A 19,447-nucleotide genomic window follows, 5' to 3' on the forward strand; every position below is an offset into this window, starting at 1 on the left:
CATTTTGCTAGTATGGTGGCTTCACGTTCCCTATTCTCCGCACGATAACAAAGCTAGGGGAACTCATTCTCCCAAATAGCTTGTTTATACCTACAACCCAAGTATGAAGACTGAGTCAATCTCCAACATTAAATTCTGGGCAAGCTTCACTCACCCCAACCCAAAAACATATCTCTTAGACCTTCGTCGATGGTTGACCCGACATACGTCCTCAGACAAGACCCGGCTCTACTCTTCCGTTTCTCCTCATAAACACGTCGTGCAGAAACATCCCTAGGGCACCACCTTAAGATCGTGGCACCCTTCACATGCGAGCAACTTAAACCCTTTTTAGGGGGTCTCCACAGTCTCGAAATTTTTGGATTTCTTCCAGCACTACGGGACGCATCTTTTTGCCATGCTTGCTTTTAAAGGCTTCCCAGTGCTGATTCTCATCAAAGAAAATCACGCAAAACTTACAATTTCTATTATTCAAAAAAAGTCTGCCCGATCCTCCAATGCGTAATGGCAGGAGGTTAGAGGCCGACTTTTTTGAACTTTAATTGATCATTTTCTACGCTCACTGCGAAACTAGATTAGCTTTGCCCTAACTGCTGGGAGCCAGATGATCAAGCGACCCTAAGCAACCAAAAGCCCATCTTGATCTCCGAAGCAGGGCCGCGGATATCAAGATGGGCTTTTTTAGTTACAATTCAAATGTTGCTGTTACCTGCTTCCGTTTAGAAAGTAATCTAACACCATTCCACTATTGAAATATACATCCCAAATCAACGACACAAGCTGAAAAAGCAAATGAACGCAATTTGTCTTCTTTTCCAAAAACCTCTCGCTTTTGAAATAAACCTTGTTCCAATCCATAAACCTCAACAGTTTGATGAGCAGGGTCAACAATCCAGTATTCCATAACACCAAATTTCTCATATGTTTTAAATTTTTGGTTTCTATCTTTAATCGCAGTAGATGGAGATAATATTTCAACAATGAGCTTGGGAGCGCCTTTGCCTCCTTTGTCATCTATCTGAGTTGGATTACAGATAACGGATAGATCTGGCTGACAGACCGTATCGGGATTATCGTATTCTTCAGTTTCACTTAATCTCACGTCAAACGGAGCGATAAAAACCTCACATGATGAACCTTGCAGGAATGTGTGAAGCTCAAGAAACATACTTCTTAAGATCCGTTGATGTGTCGTAGAGGGTGCCGGCGTCATACTAAATGGTACTCCATTAATTAACTCCCATCTGCCTTCCCACTCCAGCAGATCTTGAAAATTATAGCGATGATCCTGTTCAGGCACTTTCATGAAAAGTTCCTCGCTCTCTACAATTTTCCCCTTATTTTAACACAATGAGATGAAAAGTCGAAGTTGAATACAACATGGGTTGGCTCGAATAGAGTTCCTATTGAATGTTTTCCAATGAGACTGACGCAACCGCCTCCCGCCACCTTTTATTCTGACGAGAAATTCCCTTCCTATATCACATATCCCCCGCATACTTGAATATATTTAGTAACAAGCTTTATTCCCGACGAAGTCTGTTTCAGCGTCCAGCTTGCGATATCATTTCTAGGATCAACCCCAAGGAGGGACCCCATGACAGAACCCTTATTTGTCGTATCCAAAGAGGATTGGTCACTGCACCGTAAAGGATACCAAGATCAAACAAGGCACCAAGAGAAAGTCAAAGAAGCCATTAAACAAAACCTTCCCGATCTCGTCACGGATGAGAGCATCGTTATGTCCAATGGCAAACAAGTTGTGAAAGTGCCAATCAAGAGTTTGGATGAGTATCGCTTCCGCTACAATTTCAACAAAGGCAAGCATGTCGGACAGGGAGATGGCGATTCGCAGGTGGGCGATGTGCTCGGCACAGATCCGCAGCCGGCGCAAGGCCCTGGAAAAGGCGAAGGCGCAGGAGATCAAGCCGGCGAAGACTATTACGAAGCGGAAGTTAGCATGGAAGAGCTGCAGGCGATGCTGTTCTCCGAGCTGGAATTGCCGAATTTGCAGAAAAAAGAGAAACGCAACATGACGACGACCGAAGTGATTTTCAACGATATTCGTAAAAAGGGCATTATGTCCAACATCGATAAGAAACGGACGATCATCGAGAATCTGCGCAGAAACTCGCGTTCCAATTCGCCTGGCATTCATCATATTAGTCCGGATGATTTGCGTTTTAAGACTTGGGATGAGGTGGAGAAGCCACACTCGAATGCATTAATTATTGCCATGATGGATACCTCTGGGTCTATGGGCTCTTTTGAGAAATACATAGCCCGCAGCTTCTTCTTCTGGATGACGCGCTTCCTGCGTACGAAGTACGAGAATGTGGAAATCGTGTTCATTGCTCATCATACAGAGGCGAAAGAAGTCACAGAGGAAGAATTTTTCACGAAGGGTGAAAGCGGCGGCACGATTTGCTCTTCAGCCTATCAAACGGCAATCGATATTATTGATAAGCGTTATCCGCCCTCGCAGTTTAATATCTACCCGTTCCATTTCTCGGATGGCGATAATTTGACATCGGATAACGAGCGCTGCGTCAAGCTGATTACGCAATTAATGGAACGCTGCAACATGTTCGGCTATGGCGAGGTCAACCAATATAACCGCAGCAGCACCCTGATGTCTGCTTTTCGGCATATACACGACCCCAAATTTCTTCATTATGTGATCCGCGAGAAAGGCGAAGTGTACAAAGCTTTGAAAACCTTTTTTACCAAGCAAGAGGGGGTGGCAGTTCAGTGAGTAAATCCGAAATTCAGCAGCTTGAATATGCCATTGATGAGATTACAGAAATTGCCAAGGGGTTTGGACTGGATTACTACCCCATGCGTTATGAGATTTGTCCAGCGGAAATCATTTATACATTTGGGGCCTATGGGATGCCCACCCGCTACAGCCATTGGAGCTTCGGGAAAAATTTCCACCGGATGAAGACGCAATATGACCTGGGGCTGAGCAAAATCTATGAGCTCGTCATTAACTCGGACCCGTGTTATGCCTTTCTATTAGATGGCAATTCGCTTATTCAAAATAAGCTGATTGTCGCGCATGTACTGGCCCACTGCGATTTCTTCAAAAATAATGTTCGCTTCTCCAAAACGAACCGCAACATGGTCGAAAGCATGTCCGCCACGGCTGAACGGATTCGCCTATATGAAATTGAACATGGCATCGACGAAGTCGAACAGTTCATTGACGCCGTTCTCGCCATCCAGGAGCATATCGATCCTGTCCTCACTTTAACGTACGGGCAAACGCGCAAACGTCAAGAGATTCATAAAGCTTCTATGCCTAATGTCCCTACTGAAGCGACCTACGGCTACGAAGATCTTTGGGGGCTCGACACCAAGAATAAGCCCGCTCCGCCGCAGGATAAAGAAGAGAATCGGCGCTTCCCGCCTCAACCGGAGAAAGACATCTTGCTCTTCATCGAGGAGAATGCGCCTTACATGGAAAATTGGCAGCGCGATATTCTGACCATGCTGCGTGATGAAATGCTCTATTTCTGGCCTCAGCTCGAAACCAAAATCATGAACGAAGGCTGGGCTTCGTACTGGCACCAACGCATCCTGCGGGAACTGGATTTAACCGAGGAAGAGACGATCGAGTACTCCAAGCTCAACTCTTCCGTAGTTGTGCCTTCGCGGCATAGCCTGAATCCGTATTATCTCGGACTGAAAATTTTCGAAGATATCGAAAAGCATTGGGATAATCCAACGCCGGATGAAATTCGCATTCAGGGCCGCAAGCCCGGTGAAGGCCGGGCCAAAATGTTCGAAGTCCGCGAATACGAATCCGACACCTCTTTTATCCGCAATTATTTGAATAAACCGTTGGTGGAAGAATTGGATTTGTATGTGTTTGAGAAGAAAGGGCCGGAATGGAAGATCACGGATAAAACATGGGAAAATACGCGTGATCAGCTTATCTATTCCCGAGTGAATGGCGGTTTCCCCTACATTGTCGTGGAAGACGGGGATTATCAGCGCACCGGCGAACTCTATTTGAAGCACGCCTTCGAAGGTGTGGAACTAGATCTTAAATACGTGGAGAGAACCTTGCCGTATATTTACAAGCTCTGGGGTAAAACCATTCATATGCATACCATGGTGGAAGATAAGCCAGTTTTATTCAGCTTTGACGGGAAAAAGCATCATCGTCGGTTTTTGTAATGGGCTAGAACCTCCGATTTCACGAGCATCGTGATCTTGGAGGTTTTTTTGGTGTCAATTTCGGCTTAGGTGCGTTGATTATAACGTGAATAAATGGGTCATCGGCACATGTAGTTCTTTGAAGACGTTGGATTGAATGGTTTCTTACTCTACTACCATACCCGCCGCCCCCCGAGGCAGCAAAAGCTGAAAAGTCGTACCCTGCGGGGAACTTTCCTTCAGCACCAACGTACCTCCAAGCGCAGCAGCCAGCATTCGGCTCAACGTCAAGCCTAATCCCAGCCCCCGTACGGCTAACTTTTTGTTCGTCCCCCGGAAATACCGCTCATAAATATTAATCTGTTCCTCCGCCGGGATACCTGTTCCGTTATCACAGACAAGTACTTCGTACATCGTGCTTGAGTGTTCAATTAAACGGACCGTTATCAAACAATGCCCATCCGCTGCTTGCCGACTATTGTTAAGGAGATTGACAATAATTTGCTGAATACGAACAGGATCGCCAACAACTATCTGTCGCCCCTCCGCAATATCCGTTCGAACCTCCACACCATCTTCTTGGTGGATTAAACTCCATTGATAGACGATTTCTCCCAGCAGTTTACCCAAATCAAGGGCTTCTGATTGCACACGCACATGTCCCGATGCAAAAGCATTGAAATCAAGCAAATCAGCCACCATCCGCTCAAGCCGCTTTGTTTCCTCCAGCGAAATATCGAGAAATTCATCAGCCTCATCTGCGCTGACAACTTGATCTTTGATCGCGCGCAGCAGACCACGGATTGAAGTCACAGGCGTTTTGAGCTCATGGGTCACACCAGCCAATAACTCTGTGCGCAGCTGCTCCAATTGTTCCAGTCTTGCTGCCGTCGCATTGAAGTAATAGAGCAGATCATAAATCTCCTGCTCTTTGGCATTTTCCTCCAGCATGAGCGTATAATTCCCCGTCTGGATTTGTTTGAGGGCATGCACGACTTCATAGATTGGCTTGGTTAATCTGCGCAGCAGCAAATAAATGATCAGCCAGCCCAACAGACCAGCTAAGATTAGAAGCGAAGTAATTAAACCATATTCTTGACTGATATCAGTCAATTCCTTCTTGCTGTATGAAATGACGATCGATCCAATCTGCGAGTGAGAACCCTGAATTGGAGCGGAAATCTTATATTCGCTTGATGATCCTTGAGGCGCAGCTTGTTCATACAAAACTTGGCCTCCTTGCGTATAGACAATGAGACCGAACTGCCCAGGAAGCCGATATCTGCGCTGATTTTGATCAATCCATTTATAAAAGTCTGCTGGTATGACGATCTGATTCGCATCCTTGGTCATATAAGCGGCCGCTTCGGCCGAAAAGTTCTCGATTTGCTGCAATCGGTCTGTCAATGCGCGATGCTGCAGCCAGACCATGGAGGCTAAGCCGATGAGAAGCAAACCTATGCATAATGTGAGCACATATCGTAAAGTCCAATAGCGGAGCAAGGAGCTGCGCTTAGGTGCTAGGGTTGGCATAGAATTGATACCCCGTTCCGCGCAATGTTCGAATCTCGCCTTCTTCTGGCGGCAGGTGAAGCAATGACTGCCGCAACCGTTTGATCGCATGATCCACAGCACGGTCGCTGCCATCATAGTCGATCCCCCATACCCGTTCAATTAGCTGCTCGCGCGAGAATAGTTGATTCGGATGCTCCGCGAGAAATAGCAATAACGCCAAATCCTTAGGCGTAAATGACAAAGTCGCCCCATTCAGGTAAACAGACCGCGACTTGAAATCAATCCGCAGACTCCCGTAATGCTTCTGATCATTTGTCGCGAAAGCTTGCGATGGTCTGCGCAGAACGGCGTGAATTCTCGCAACGACTTCTTCCGGTTCAAACGGCTTCGCTATATAATCATCAGCCCCACTGTTCAATCCCGTGAGGCGATCTCCGATATCACCTTTGGCCGTGAGCATAATGACCGGGCAGGCGTTTCTCCGCCGTACCTCCCGGAGAACTTCCCATCCATCCGCACCAGGCAGCATCACGTCCAATAAAAGAAGAGAAGGCTGGATCAAGCCAAACTGCTGGATAGCCTCATCCCCCCGAGAGATGACCACACAGTCATATCCAGCTTTCTTGATATAGGCAGCAAGAACACGAGAAATCGCCGGCTCGTCTTCTACAATCATAATGGTTTTCATTGTCATGCCTCCTAACAAAGGTACATCCCAGCTTCTCGCTATGAGTCATTTTAACATACCAGAAAGAAATAAAGTTCAAGTCATCCACCCTGATGTCATGAACTTTATTCCCTATCTATTAATTCAACTTGATCGAAGAGATACTGCCATTTGTTTTAAAATCCTTCGTGTACACGACTTCTGCCGTTGCCGTCACTTTCCCATTCGGACCCATCACTGAAATGACCGGATTGGAGGAATACCCCGAGCCTGGATTCGTGATCGTAATGCCCGTCACTACGCCATCTGTTACCGTTAACGTTGCAGTCGCTTGGGTATGCGACCATAGACCACCGCCTTTGCCATTATAGCGATAATAGTTGGATACTTCATCCAAACGTTCATTCGTAATGCCGTATGGGGCAAGCACTTTGAGCAGAGCAGCTTTGTTTTTCTGAGCTTCTTCGGATGTTGGCCCTCTATCCAAACCAGCAGGTGTTACACCGCTAAATGCCTCTCTGAATACTTCCGTCGGAACTCCTAAAGCTGCTGCAATAAGTACTACCGGCCGGCCTTTATCCTGAGGATCTGTTTGGAAGCCGCCTGAGATTACTACCGTGTTAGCTGCTTGTTCGGAATTGCTGTCACTAGGTGGAGCACTTGGCGTCACCGCTCCCGCACCTCCCCGAGGAGCTGGTTTCTCGCCTTTTGGCCGCTCACCCGCTTTAAGCCGTGGTTGGTTGGCAGGATGGCCGTCTTGATTTTTATCACAATTCAATCCGTCATTCGCTGCATTTGGCTTGGGAGAAACGGAGGTTATCTCATCTGCTGCATTTCCTTGGAGAGGATCTTGTGCCAGCACAACAGCCCCACCTAGAATGGTTAAAGACAACGTGCTGATGATACTTAGCGTAATCAAAGATTTTTTCATTTGGTTTGCTCCTCTTCGTTATAGGGTAGTGGTCTTGCTTACAACTTCACTATACAAGGCGAATGTGGCAAGCAGATGGTAAGAGGGATACAATTAAAAAAAAGGAGCTGCGAACAGATCGCATCACTCCTTTTCTTGTTCCATCCATTCATTCACGACATCCATCGCATGCTTAAAACGTTCTCTCCCTTGATTAACCAAGCCATTCTTTGCTTTATCATATTGAGTCTCCAGCATCCATCTGGCATTCTGATCTCTGACCACGCTAAACGCTTGCCAGCTTTTACTTAGCGCATGATAATAATCGCGATCTCTATGAGTGACGGATTTCCTTTCCAACTTTTCGAAACATGCCGAAATCTCAAGTTCTTTCAATACCTTCTGCTGATTCCAATATCGGATTTTGGCGATATCCCGAGAGTCAATCATGGCTACCATAATAGCCCTCATCGCGAGCGCACCCGCCATCCAATCATCTATTTCTTGTTGCAGCGGGTGCGAATCTTTCAGATCAGGCAGCTTGAATTGTGAGATAACGGATCGAAGCGAGAGGCTTTTTTGTGTTGTCTCCTGCATCGAATCGTTCATTCGCAGAATATGCTGCTGCTGAATTTCCGTTGATGCAAGAACCTCTTGACAGCCTGCGGCAACTTCCTCAATCATGGCTGATGTTTGATTCAAAGAGTCCGAAACCGAGAAACTGTCTTTCATCATCGTTTCGAAACGCCCCTCCATTTCGTTCATTTGGCTCAGAATCCGATCAAGGAACAAAGTCATATCATCATATTCGCGCACGGAAGCGTCCATCGTTTCAACCCCCGAACTTACCGCATCTCTCATCTTGTCAATGCCTTCCTTTAACCCTTGCGCATTGCTTGTTACAGAAATAATTTGATCGTTAATCGTACTCGTAGCCTGCTGTGTTTGCACAGCTAATTTGGAAATTTCACTTGCTACCACAGCAAACCCTTTTCCTTGTTCGCCAGCGCGAGCCGCTTCGATATTAGCATTCAATGCGAGCAACTGTGTTTGATTCGAAATCTCTTTTATTTGCTTGACGATACCAGTAATTTGCTTAATTGTAAGGTTGAGCTGCTGCATGCCTTCATAAATGCTCGAACTATTACCTGAAATTCGCTGCATTTGCTCCTTCGAGGAGACAATGTCCTTTTTACCGGCCGTTACTTTCTCTGAGAAAAGATGTGCATCTTGAACCACTCCACGATTGCTTTGTCCCAGATCTTGAATGACATGATGAATCCGGTTCATATCCTCAGCCATAAGGTAAATCGTCTCCGAAGTATCCTGCATCCCAATGGCAATTTCCCTAACCGTGCTCGTAACTCCACCCACTTGTTCGGCAATAACAACGGATTGTAAGCTCATATCTTCCATCTTTACGTGTAAATATTGGGAGGATTGATGAACGACCCGAATCATCCCTTTCAAACTGCTTATCGCTTTTTTGAAGGCAGCGATCAAACCATGACGATTGCCTTTGGACGAAAGATTCATACTCAAGTCACCTGCCGCGACATTGAACAATTTTTCCTCCATCCATCGACTTGCAGAAGAGCTAAAAAGCTTCATTCGAGCCACCTCCAGTATAAATTATCCTTAATGCACAATGACTAAAAGCCCTAAACACTGCATTAAGCACGACAAAGAACCTTCGTCAACTGCTTAATTTCAGTTTTTAGAGCATCATTGCTCACAAATCCTCCACGCCATTGTGAAAGGAAATCCCGATTAACGGGGCCAAAAATGGTAAATTCGACACCAATTTACATTATTTTAGCATATGTCAGAATACATAACAATACATTAACATATCGGTAAGCTGAATACCTGTCAACACGGCCATTACCTTTCGCACTCACGACAAAAGTAGTGTGATTCCGACAACGCCAATCGACGGACATCAGATAAAAGAGATGCTATTCTTAGTATCTAATTCATTTGAATTAATTTTCTTGAAGGAGATGAGTTGTAAGTGAGAATGAATATTTTATTCAATAAAAAGCCGATTTCTGTTAATTTCATTGGAACGGACCACAAATTAATTCCCTCTCTGATCAACGCTCTTCGTTATAACAAATTCACAACGATGAACTTGGTTCATTCCGTAGAACGTGTTGATTTGTTTAGTTCGGAAGCGATTTTATATGCGAAAGATGGCAACAAAGCCAGAATCCCGATTTTTTAACACACGATTCCTACATACGCATAAAGCCCTCTCGCTAAGTGATATTTCACTTGTCGGAAGGGCTTTTTTGGTTAATATAGAATATTCTATAATAAGATTCATAGACTAATAGAAATAAGCTGATTCAAGAGATTAGGAGTTGCCCTCATGCCGTTAACTCATCTTGCCAAAAGACCTGCAGCTTACGTACTGATTTACCTCCTTATTATGATTGCTAGTTTCATATGGACCCTTATTATAGGCATCCATCTCTGGGTGAAAACAACCCCGAATCCGCCATACTCTGCGTATAGCATCAGCCAAGCCAGCAATGGCGTGAAGATCCATAGCATTCGCACGCCGCCTGAGAACATCGGACTTAAAGCGATTGCTTCGAATGTCGTAGATACCAAGATTAACGGGATCAATGGCGGTTTTTTCTGGGAAGGCTATCTTCTGAGTATCGCTGTCATTAATGATCTTCCTGTCAAAGGACAACCCGAGGACTACGGCTCTGGTTGGTTTAATATTGACCGCAAACGCGGAACGCTCGTCTGGGATGAGAAGGCCCAAACCTTTACCATTCAAGTCGTTGAAAATGCGAAGGATCTGAAAGTCATGGACCGTAATCATTATTGGGCCCAGGGCGGGGTCAGCATGGGACTTCGAGATCCGGAAGGCTGGGCCGCTCAAGCCGTATCCGAAGAGATGCCGGTCATCGATGAGAAGCGAATGCGTTCAGGCATCGTCTATGATCACAACAACAACGTCTATCTGATCGTTTCACCAACACCTTGTACTGGTGAGCAATTCCGCACAGCTGTACTGGAGCAGGTAGGGAACGGGCAGTTGGTCGACGGGCTTTTCCTCGACGGGGATGGCTCTTCCCAGCTCAGAGTCGCCGATTATACGCTTCCGGGCGATTACCGCGAAGTGTTCCAGATGATTGCTTTGTTGAAATGAAAAAAGCGGCTTTGCCATGACAGAGAGCGTCGTGTGAAAAGGAACTATGATCCGCTAAATGGCGGGAACTGGGGGAAACGTAGCATGAAAGGGAACTGAGCTCCGCTATTTAAGCGGAACCTGCAGATTCCAACCGGGAAATGATGACATAGCGGATCGTAGTTCCCTCTGGCGTGGAATATGGCGGTTTTCAGAATTATAGCGCACTGTAGTTCCCTCAAACTCGCGATCATGACACATTTTGCTATAATCGAGAAAGGGGAACTCCTTAAATCCACCCAATTATTCCCAAAGAACCTAGCCTGCGGCTAGGTTCTTTACAATTCGAGAATATGAGTTCACTTAGAAAGTTACGTGATCGGGATCAGGGCCAATTCGCTTGTTCTCATTAAGCGAATCAATAAGAGCTATATCCTCAGAGCTTAGTTCGAAGTCAAAAATAGCGGCATTCTCGCGAATGCGATGCTCCGTAACTGATTTCGGAATGGTGACGACACCATGCTGGATATCCCACCGCAGCACAATTTGTGCCGGAGATTTGCCGTATTTGTCAGCCAGCTGATGCAGTACTGGCACATCGAGTTTACCCTGCATCAGCGGACTCCAAGCTTCCAGCTGAATGCCATGCTCACGCGTATAAGCGAGCAGCTCTTTTTGTGCTAACTGTGGATGATATTCCACTTGATTCACAGCAGGGATGACCCCTGTATCTTCAATAATTTGCTGCAGATGATGAATTTGGAAGTTGCTTACGCCAATTGCGCGCACAAAACCTTCCTTTTGCAAATGAACGAGGGCTTTCCAAGTCTCCCGGTAAGTGGCGGTAACCGCCCAGTGCACCAAGTACAAATCAATCGTTTCCAAACCGAGCCGCAGCCGGCTGGCATCGAACGCTTGCAGCGTTGATTCATAACCTTGGTCTGCATTCCACACCTTCGTCGTTACGAAAATGTCATCACGCGGCACGCCGCTTTCTCGCAACCCTTGTCCAACACCTTCTTCATTGCGATAAATGGCCGCTGTATCAATGCTGCGATACCCCAGTTCAAGGGCTGTTTTCACAGAATGAATGACTTCCTGACCTTCCTGGGTTTTGTAAACCCCAAGGCCGAGCCAGGGCATATGTACGCCATTATTGAGGATGACGCCTTCCGTCAATGCTTGATTTGCATGAGATGTCATAAACAGATTACCTCCAATATGAGTATAAGAATAGGACGGCTCTAGGAAGAGTGCGCTTCCTACTAGTTTACCATTTTTGGCTCTGTTTACATAATCGTATGCGCGTGGATCAAATCCATTTTGAGCTTCCACAATGCTGCGCTTAAGTTCACGCGATAGCCTTCCGGATTCAGCTTGCGGAGATATTGCGGCCAGAATATTCGCATTTGCTCAGCGTGATAGGCACGAATCTCATCCAAGGAAGGTCGTTCATAAACAAGCTCGCCCGCCGTGAAAATAGTCGCAAGCAGAGGAACCGCTTCATAGTTATCGATAAATTTGAAAATATAAGGATGGACGGGGTCAAACAGCTTGATTCGGTCGCCGCGCTGAATATCCTCCTCTTGCTGAAGAGCCAAATAATCCGCTTCCGCTTTGCCAGTTTTCTTACTGATAATGCGATAAGCTGCCTTGAAGCCTGGATTCGACACCTTCTCGGGATTGCCCGAAATCTTGATGACCGGGATGAACTCACCGTTCTTCTCCCGCGCCACAAGCTTATAGACCCCGCCTAGCGCGGGTTGGTCGGCGGCGGTAATGAGCTGGGTCCCGACGCCCCAGACGTCGATTCTGGCCCCTTGGGCTTTCAACCCCTCGATGATGTTCTCATCCAAATCATTGGATGCGACAATCTTCACCTCGGGAAAGCCCGCTTCATCCAGCATGCGCCTGGCCTGCTGCGATAAATACGCCAAATCGCCGCTGTCGAGGCGAATGGCGTTCATGCGCTTGCCGCGGCTTGCGAGCAGCCGCGCCGTCTTGATGGCATTCGGCACGCCGCTGCGCAGCGTGTCGTAGGTGTCCACCAGAAGCGTCACCTGCTCCGGCAGCGCTTCTGCGTACGCACGGAAGGCTTCCTCTTCCGTGTCATGCGCCTGCACCCACGCATGGGCGTGGGTGCCTCTTGTCGGGATGCCGAACAGCATCCCGGCACGCAGATTCGATGTCGCGTGGAAACCCGCGACATAAGCGGCTCTTGCGCCCCAGATCGCGGCATCCGCTTCTTGGGCGCGCCTTGTGCCGAACTCGAGCAGCACCTCGTGCGGCGCAACCTGCTTGATTCGCGATGCTTTCGTCGCGATCAAGGTCTGGTAGTTCACGAAGTTGAGAATCGCCGTCTCCACAAGCTGAGCTTCGAAGATCGTGCCCACGACGCGAACGAGCGGCACATTTGGAAACACTAGCGTCCCCTCGGGTATCGCTTGCAAGTCCCCGCGAAAGCGAAACGCGCGGAGTGCCGTTAAGAAATCTTCCCGATAATTCTCCTCCTGTGTCCGCAAATAAGCGATTTCCTCTTCACCGAAATGAAGATTCTGTATGTATTGAATGACGCGATCCAAACCAGCGCAAACCGCATAACCCCCATCAAAGGGAAGCTTGCGAAAATACACCTCGAAAACCGCTTTCTCTTTATCTGTGCCCTGCAGAAAGTGGGCGTACATCATATTGATTTGATATTTATCCGTGTGCAGCGTTAAGTTGTCCGTCATACCATTCATCCTTTCCACATCCATTCCCATGAAGTTCTCCAGGCTTGTCCATTCATCCCAAAAAGATGACTTGCAAAAGTGGCAATTCAGGAATCGCAAGCCTTCATTCTCTCTATCTATATCCCCAGTATAAACCAACCAAATGTCAATCACACATCGGCCATACCATCCTTATTGGTATTCCGGAAATAGATTGGAGTAATTGGTCAAAATCGTCATAAAACCAAGCACGACAAAGGAAGTAAAGGCCAGTAGATTCAAATGAAACACATTTGGAACAACAATAAATAAAGCACCTATGACCAGACACACCCAATTTTGCCAAACCTTTTTCCCGGATTTCCCCAAAGCGAGCAGGGCAGCGACGAATTGCAAACTCCCTAGCAGTGCACAGGTAAAGATTGCGTTCGGCTGGGTTTGAAAACCGAATACCCAAGGACTAACTAGAAACCAAATGCCAATGCAGGCGCATAATAAGTTTTTCATATACGTATTCATCTTACACCTCCTGAAATACGGTTACGAGATGACATAGTATATGCAAACGCTTTCAAAATAGTGAAAGAGAAAAGCCTCTTATTCGCCTTTTTTTATAGGCAGTTAGAGGCATTTCATTAGATATTCGTATGTACCCTCTGGAATTGAGATATTTTTATGAAATGCGGAACGAACTGACAACTTGATGCAGATCCGTTGCAATGGAAGCCAAACTTTTGGCGGATGACGCAATTTCCTCTGTTGAGGCCAATTGCTCTTCCGTTGCCGCCGCGACAGACTGCGCTGTACCTGAGGTTTGCTGTGCTACCGAGCCTACGCTAGCTACTGTAGCGGCAACCTGCTCGGAGCTCGCAGCCATTTGCTGTGCGGCAGCGGCCGTTTCTTGAATCTTGCTGGCCACTTCTTGCGAAGCGCTAACGATCTGGCCAAAGGCCTGTTCCGCGATCCCCACTTCTTTCAAGCCTTCTTGCACTTCGGAAAGCCCAGTGTTCATCACTTGGGCAGCACGCACGGAATCTCTCTGAATGCTGCTGATCAGCGTGGTGATATCCCGTACCGAATCATCGGTCTGAGAAGCCAGCTTCCGAACTTCTCCGGCTACAACAGCGAAGCCTTTGCCGCTCTCGCCAGCACGCGCTGCTTCGATCGCTGCGTTCAAGGCAAGAAGATTCGTTTGCGATGCAATGTTCCCAATTAAGGTAGAGATTTGTCCAATGCTCTGGGAATGCTTTTCAAGCTCCTGAATGACCTTATTCGCTGCATCCACAGATCCGCTAACTGACTGCATTTTACTTACAACACGCTCCATGGAATGCGTTCCTTGCTCCGCAAGCTGCGTAGCCGAGAGCGATAAATCTGATACATCAGAAGTCGTCTCTGCAATCCGCTGAATGCCTACGGACATTTCCTCCATGGCTCTGCCGCACTCCATCGAACTCTGCGCCTGTGCATCGGCACCTGTTGCGAAATCCTGAACAGACTGCGCCACATGATTGGAAGCCGATGCATTCTGCTCTGAACTGGCAAACAACTGCTGGGAGGAGGCAGCGACACTATTCGAAGCATGCAGCATTTGGGTAACAGAGTAGCGCAAGTGTTCCACCATCTGATTAACAGAATGGACCAGATCACCAATCTCGTCTTTATTTTTGATGATAATAGGCTCAATGGTCAGGTCACCACTCGCAATCCGGTTCAATGCTTGCGAAGCTTTGCGAACCGGCGTAGAGATATTGCGAACCAGCACATAGCAAGCAACCAACATGAAGAGCACGATGATACTTAACACCGTAAGCGAAATCTTTACACTCTGGTTGTACAAATCATTACCATGTTGTTCTGCCGACAGCCCGCCTTCTTGATTATACTTCACAAGATCAGCCATTGTTTTTTGCGCTTTCCCGAATGCCGTTGACATGACTTGCAGACTTTCCACTGCTTCCTTGGCTTTGGTCGGGTCCGTGGAAAGCTGTTTGTTTTTCAAAAATGACGTTTTAAAATCTTCCCAATCCTGATTGAGTTGATTGAATTTACTATTTTCCTCGTCACCAGAAATGGTTTCTTTATACTTCACTAACAAATTGTCGATTTCTCCCATTGTCGCAACAAGGCCCGCATCGATCGGCTCATGTTTCTTCGTATCCGGTTCTAATTTTTTTTGATAGTACAGGGTCAATAAATGCTCAGAGTTGTAATGAATAAGCTCAATAATTTGAATGCCCTTCATCCAATCATTCGCAATCATCTTATTGCTGTCTTTCAATGCACCCATCCTGCTCATATCTGTGTAACTTAACCCTCCGACCAGAAGAAAGATGATCGTGAACACCGTAATCATTTTAGTTCGTACAGTAAGCCTCATACGTAAATCCCCCCCAAATGATGAATGAATGATCGAACTATGTTGTATACTCAAATCATCCTGTTTTTTACTAGTATACGGGGCATTCTTTAGATCACTTCCCTTATATTCATGTAGAAATTATGAGTTTTCCTAACATTTGGACAATTGCCGGAGGTAAATCATGTCATCTTCCTTGCGCTTCAAGCTTGTCGCTCTTCTTGTGCTGATCACTTCCATCTCGATAGCTGTCGTAGGGATTACGAATTATGTACTTTCCAGAAATAAACTAATCGATCAGTTGAAGGAACAATCCATTTCCTCCGTCACCAATTCCGCGCAAAATTTGTACGACTTTCTTTCTATTCGAGTTGCTGAAGTTGAGCTTGTTAGTCGAGTAAGTGTCATGAAGCACGGATCCAAGGCCGAACAACTCAGCTACTTAAGGGAAGAGTTAGAAACAGGCGGGAAGCGTTTCTATTCCATGGGGATCGTAGATCTTAACGGCCAATTAACGCTCACAACAGGCGCGACGCTCAATATCCAGAATGAACAAAGATTCCAAGATGTCCTGCAAGGGAAAACCTGTCTCTCCGATCCTCATTTCGGCAAATTATCCGGGAAATATCTCATTTCAATCATAACCCCCGTATTTAGTGACAATAATCAAGTTACAGGATATGTTGATTTCACGCTGGATGCAGAACAAACGTTTCTCGAACATCTCCATCCCCCGCTGGAGAAAGGTGAGATTCTGATCGTTAATCGCGAAGGACTCATTTTATTTCACACGGACACTTCACAAATTTTGGACTTCAATATTTTCAGCCAATATCCTAGATTGACTCCTGCTTTTGACAAAGCGCTTCAACAAAATGCCGGCTTCTTGGATGAAGCTTACGATGGCGGTCAAAAAGCTCGCTGGTTTTATGCCAATGTCCCTAAACTAGACTGGTACTTGGCTTACTCCATGCCCGTATCTGCTTTTGAAGCGCCTACCAGCCCGCTGTTATGGTCAACAATCTGCTTAATTTTGTTGGCTGCCGCGATTATTTTTCTGCTTATTTATTTGACCGCCAATACACTCATTATTAAACGAATCAAGCAAATTTTACATGTGACAGAGTCTGTCGCGGCAGGCAACTTTTATATCAAACCTTTGGAAATTAAAAGCAAGGATGATCTTGGCGCGCTTGCTCATTCCGTGAATGGCATGATCGAGAATTTAAGAGAACTCTTCGAGCCGTTCGAAGCTTTCATTCATCACAATAATTATGCCATGATTGTCACCGATCCCAATTTTACGATCAATCATATCAATAGCAGAGCCGCAGAACTTCTAGGCTATTCTTTCGCTGAAGTGCATAAACAGGCTACCCCATACTTATGGCTTGACCAAGAGCAACTAACAGAGCGAGCTGCGAAATATTCTGCGGAACTAGGAGAATATGTACCAGCGGACTGCACGGCGCTCGTTATTCGAACCCTGCGTCAATTGAAAGAAGATACCGAGTGGATCTGGCATCACAAAGATGGCAGCCGCATCTACGTTCAATTAAGTGTAAGCGGCATTACGCATCCAAGCGGCGATTTGAAAGGGTACGTCTTCATCGCTCGGGATATCAGCGATATTAAAGAAAGCAACGAAACGAAACAGCGACTCCTGACCATTGTAGAAAGCGCGCGGGACGCGATTATTTCGTTTGACATGGATGGCTTTATCTTCTATATGAATCAGGCTGGCAGAAGCTCTATAGGAGTAGCGGAAGGCGACACCTCCGAAAAGCATTTCAACGACCTCGTTGAAATTATGAACGATGATATCAACTTTGATAAAGGTCTGGAAACAGCCATTCAGGAGGGCTTCTGGGAATTTGAGGCCGAAGTGTTAACGAGAGAGCAACGCCAAATGTTTCTTTCTATCATTATCGTGCCGCACTGCCCCACGGACAAAGAAGCGCACTATTTCTCTGCCATCACGCGGGATATCACAGATCGCATACAAGCAAAAGATGAGCTTATTCGAGCGAAACAAGAAGCAGATGAAGCCAATTTGGCGAAGGGTATTTTCCTTGCCCGAATGAGCCATGAAATTCGAACACCTTTGAATGGCATCGTCGGATTATCCCACTTGATGGAGCGTACAACAATGTCCTCTCTTCAGAAGGACTATATGAGTAAAATAACCAGATCCTCTCTGGCTCTTTCCCAAATCATCAATGATATTTTGGATTTCTCCAAACTCGAGGTAGACAAGCTAGCCATTGAGCATCGTGAGTTTCTTTTAGATGAAACGATTGATCGCGTATGTGAAACGCTAAGCGTCTTGCTCGGTCACAAACCCGTTGATTTCATTTGCGATATCCATGACCAAGTTCCGCTTGGACTTATTGGCGATTCCCTGCGGCTGTATCAAGTGCTTCTCAATATCACTTCGAATGCGATAAAATTCACAGATCAAGGCACAGTCAGCCTACAGGTTCGCGTGGAGCAGCTAGGGGAAGAGGAAGTTCATATTCGCTTCACTATCCTGGATACAGGTATCGGGATGAATGACGAACAGATCGCCATGCTCTTCCAACCTTTTGTTCAAGCCGACGAAGTGGCAAGCCGCAAATTCGGCGGTACCGGTCTTGGACTGGTTATTTCCAAAAATATTATCGAAAATATGGGCGGCACCATCGAGGTGACTAGTCATCCATTATCAGGCAGTGAATTCCGAATCATTCTGCCCTTTGCTTTCTGCCACGAACCTATGAAAACTTTGCAACGCTTCCCGCTTCGCACCTTTATTGTGGAGGATCATTCTGAACTGAATCGCGTACTTGTCCATATGCTCCAAACGATGTGTATAGAAGCCGCAGGTGTCCATACGTGGAAAGAAGCAAGAAGAGCTATCGAGGTCATACCTATCGATCTGCTCATCCTGGATATGGAAGCTGCCGATATGTACGGGGAAGAAGTGTGGCTGGACATGCTCGAGGCAAGCAAACACCAAAGAATCAAAACGATCATCTACACAACGCTGCCCGGACGGGATGCATTGGAAATGCTCCCGGCGCAATCTATGCCAACTGCCATTTTGGTTAAACCCATCTCAAAAAGTGTTCTTTATCAAACTTTACAAACGTTGACCAACTCCCCGCCATCCGAAGAGTTAAGCTCACCTCCCCCTATACAGGAGCAATCAACAGAAGACTTGCACGCCAAACCCCGTATTCTGTTGGTTGAAGACAATGAAATTAATCAAGTGGTTGCCCGCACACTGCTCGAGAACATGCATTGTGACGTCCAGATAGCACCAGGCGGTTTAGAAGCTTTGCAGGCTTTGGAGATTACCCGCTATGACCTCATCTTGATGGACATTCACATGCCTGGCCTTGATGGTATCGAAACGACCAAGCTCATTCGTCTTCAACCTCAGTGGAGTCAGATTCCGATTATTGCCGTAACGGCTGATTCCACTACGGAACAACGCTTGGCATGTCTACGCGCCGGTATGAATGAGGTGATCTCTAAACCAATTATTCCAGACCGATTATTCACCGTTGTAGAAACATTCCTGCAGCAAAGCAAACAAATGGCGGGGCTTGATCTAGATACGGCGGAAGGACTAAGTAGAGTCGGGGGAAAAACAGACATCTATCAAGGCATGCTGCGAAAGTTCTTAACACAGTCCGCCTCTGTCAGTGAACATCTCACCCAGCAGATACAAAATGGAAATTATGAAGAGGCGATCAGCCTCTTGCATGCCTTGCGGGGTTCTTCAAGCAACCTGTCTGCCAATCGCGTGTTTGCCGCGGCAACTTTACTGGAAGATAGGCTCAAACAAGTCAAAGAAGAACCGGATGACATTCAAACGATCCTGATAGAGAATCAACTTCAATCACTCACTTTCGTCTTAGACGTTGTGATGCTTAAGATCCAAAATCTGCTTGTTGATTGAAAAATGTGCTGATTTATGTCACTATAT

At 46.4% G+C, this 19,447-nt stretch carries 14 protein-coding genes and 1 pseudogene; 5 read left to right on the plus strand and 10 right to left on the minus strand.

The features are described from left to right. Positions 1 to 231: 231 nt before the first annotated feature. Positions 232 to 448: pseudogene (locus LOZ80_RS39555) on the minus strand (transposase zinc-binding domain-containing protein); the annotation flags it as partial. Between the two features lie 297 nt (positions 449 to 745). Further along, positions 746 to 1,306 (minus strand): Uma2 family endonuclease, encoded by a 561-nt coding sequence (locus LOZ80_RS22895; protein ID WP_238166867.1) that lies wholly within the window; start codon positions 1,304 to 1,306, stop codon positions 746 to 748. Between the two features lie 291 nt (positions 1,307 to 1,597). Here LOZ80_RS22895 and yhbH point away from each other — a divergent pair, with 291 nt between their 5' ends. Together yhbH and LOZ80_RS22905 are read left to right on the plus strand one after the other, a co-directional pair. Then, complete coding sequence (gene yhbH / locus LOZ80_RS22900; RefSeq protein WP_189007139.1) at positions 1,598 to 2,755, plus strand: sporulation protein YhbH; 1,158 nt, start codon at positions 1,598 to 1,600, stop codon at positions 2,753 to 2,755. After that, positions 2,752 to 4,185, plus strand: a complete 1,434-nt coding sequence (locus LOZ80_RS22905) for a SpoVR family protein (RefSeq protein ID WP_238166868.1) — start codon at positions 2,752 to 2,754, stop codon at positions 4,183 to 4,185. The genes yhbH and LOZ80_RS22905 overlap by 4 nt, the downstream gene beginning before the upstream one ends. A gap of 144 nt (positions 4,186 to 4,329) precedes the next feature. Here LOZ80_RS22905 and LOZ80_RS22910 read toward each other — a convergent pair whose 3' ends face one another. The 4 genes from LOZ80_RS22910 to LOZ80_RS22925 all read right to left on the minus strand — a co-directional run bounded on the left by LOZ80_RS22910 (position 4,330) and on the right by LOZ80_RS22925 (position 8,867). Beyond that, a complete protein-coding gene (locus LOZ80_RS22910) occupies positions 4,330 to 5,697 on the minus strand; it encodes a sensor histidine kinase (RefSeq protein WP_238166869.1) in 1,368 nt (455 codons plus the stop codon). Next, positions 5,678 to 6,367 carry a response regulator transcription factor gene (locus LOZ80_RS22915; RefSeq protein WP_238166870.1) on the minus strand — a complete coding sequence of 230 codons (690 nt, stop codon included), beginning with the start codon at positions 6,365 to 6,367 and terminating at the stop codon, positions 5,678 to 5,680. Before LOZ80_RS22915 ends, LOZ80_RS22910 begins: the two co-directional genes overlap by 20 nt. 118 nt (positions 6,368 to 6,485) lie before the next feature. Beyond that, a complete protein-coding gene (locus LOZ80_RS22920) occupies positions 6,486 to 7,277 on the minus strand; it encodes a 3'-5' exonuclease family protein (protein WP_238166871.1) in 792 nt (263 codons plus the stop codon). Between the two features lie 123 nt (positions 7,278 to 7,400). Beyond that, complete coding sequence (locus tag LOZ80_RS22925; protein WP_238166872.1) at positions 7,401 to 8,867, minus strand: methyl-accepting chemotaxis protein; 1,467 nt, start codon at positions 8,865 to 8,867, stop codon at positions 7,401 to 7,403. A 403-nt stretch (positions 8,868 to 9,270) separates the two neighbouring features. On the opposite strand from LOZ80_RS22925, the gene LOZ80_RS22930 reads away from it, so the two are divergent. Then, a complete protein-coding gene (locus LOZ80_RS22930) occupies positions 9,271 to 9,483 on the plus strand; it encodes a hypothetical protein (RefSeq protein ID WP_144028689.1) in 213 nt (70 codons plus the stop codon). A 147-nt stretch (positions 9,484 to 9,630) separates the two neighbouring features. Further along, entirely contained in the window at positions 9,631 to 10,425 is a 795-nt protein-coding gene (locus LOZ80_RS22935; protein WP_238166873.1) for a hypothetical protein, read from the plus strand. 342 nt (positions 10,426 to 10,767) lie between these two features. Here the strand turns inward: LOZ80_RS22935 and LOZ80_RS22940 are convergent, their stop codons facing one another. From LOZ80_RS22940 to LOZ80_RS22955, 4 genes are all read right to left on the minus strand, one after another. After that, positions 10,768 to 11,607 carry an aldo/keto reductase gene (locus LOZ80_RS22940; protein ID WP_238166874.1) on the minus strand — a complete coding sequence of 280 codons (840 nt, stop codon included), beginning with the start codon at positions 11,605 to 11,607 and terminating at the stop codon, positions 10,768 to 10,770. A gap of 86 nt (positions 11,608 to 11,693) precedes the next feature. Continuing rightward, positions 11,694 to 13,145 (minus strand): nicotinate phosphoribosyltransferase, encoded by a 1,452-nt coding sequence (locus LOZ80_RS22945; RefSeq protein WP_238166875.1) that lies wholly within the window; start codon positions 13,143 to 13,145, stop codon positions 11,694 to 11,696. Positions 13,146 to 13,307: 162 nt separating this feature from the next. Further along, positions 13,308 to 13,634 (minus strand): SPW repeat domain-containing protein, encoded by a 327-nt coding sequence (locus LOZ80_RS22950; protein WP_238166876.1) that lies wholly within the window; start codon positions 13,632 to 13,634, stop codon positions 13,308 to 13,310. A gap of 154 nt (positions 13,635 to 13,788) precedes the next feature. After that, positions 13,789 to 15,495, minus strand: coding sequence for a methyl-accepting chemotaxis protein (locus LOZ80_RS22955; protein WP_238166877.1), 1,707 nt, complete (start codon positions 15,493 to 15,495; stop codon positions 13,789 to 13,791). A gap of 163 nt (positions 15,496 to 15,658) precedes the next feature. Here LOZ80_RS22955 and LOZ80_RS22960 point away from each other — a divergent pair, with 163 nt between their 5' ends. Further along, the gene (locus LOZ80_RS22960) at positions 15,659 to 19,420 is read left to right on the plus strand and encodes a response regulator (protein WP_238166878.1); all 3,762 of its coding nucleotides are present in this window, start codon (positions 15,659 to 15,661) and stop codon (positions 19,418 to 19,420) included. The last annotated feature ends 27 nt before the right edge of the window (positions 19,421 to 19,447 follow it).

This window comes from Paenibacillus sp. HWE-109, from assembly GCF_022163125.1.
In the GTDB taxonomy this organism is placed as follows: Bacteria; Bacillota; Bacilli; order Paenibacillales; family NBRC-103111; genus Paenibacillus_E.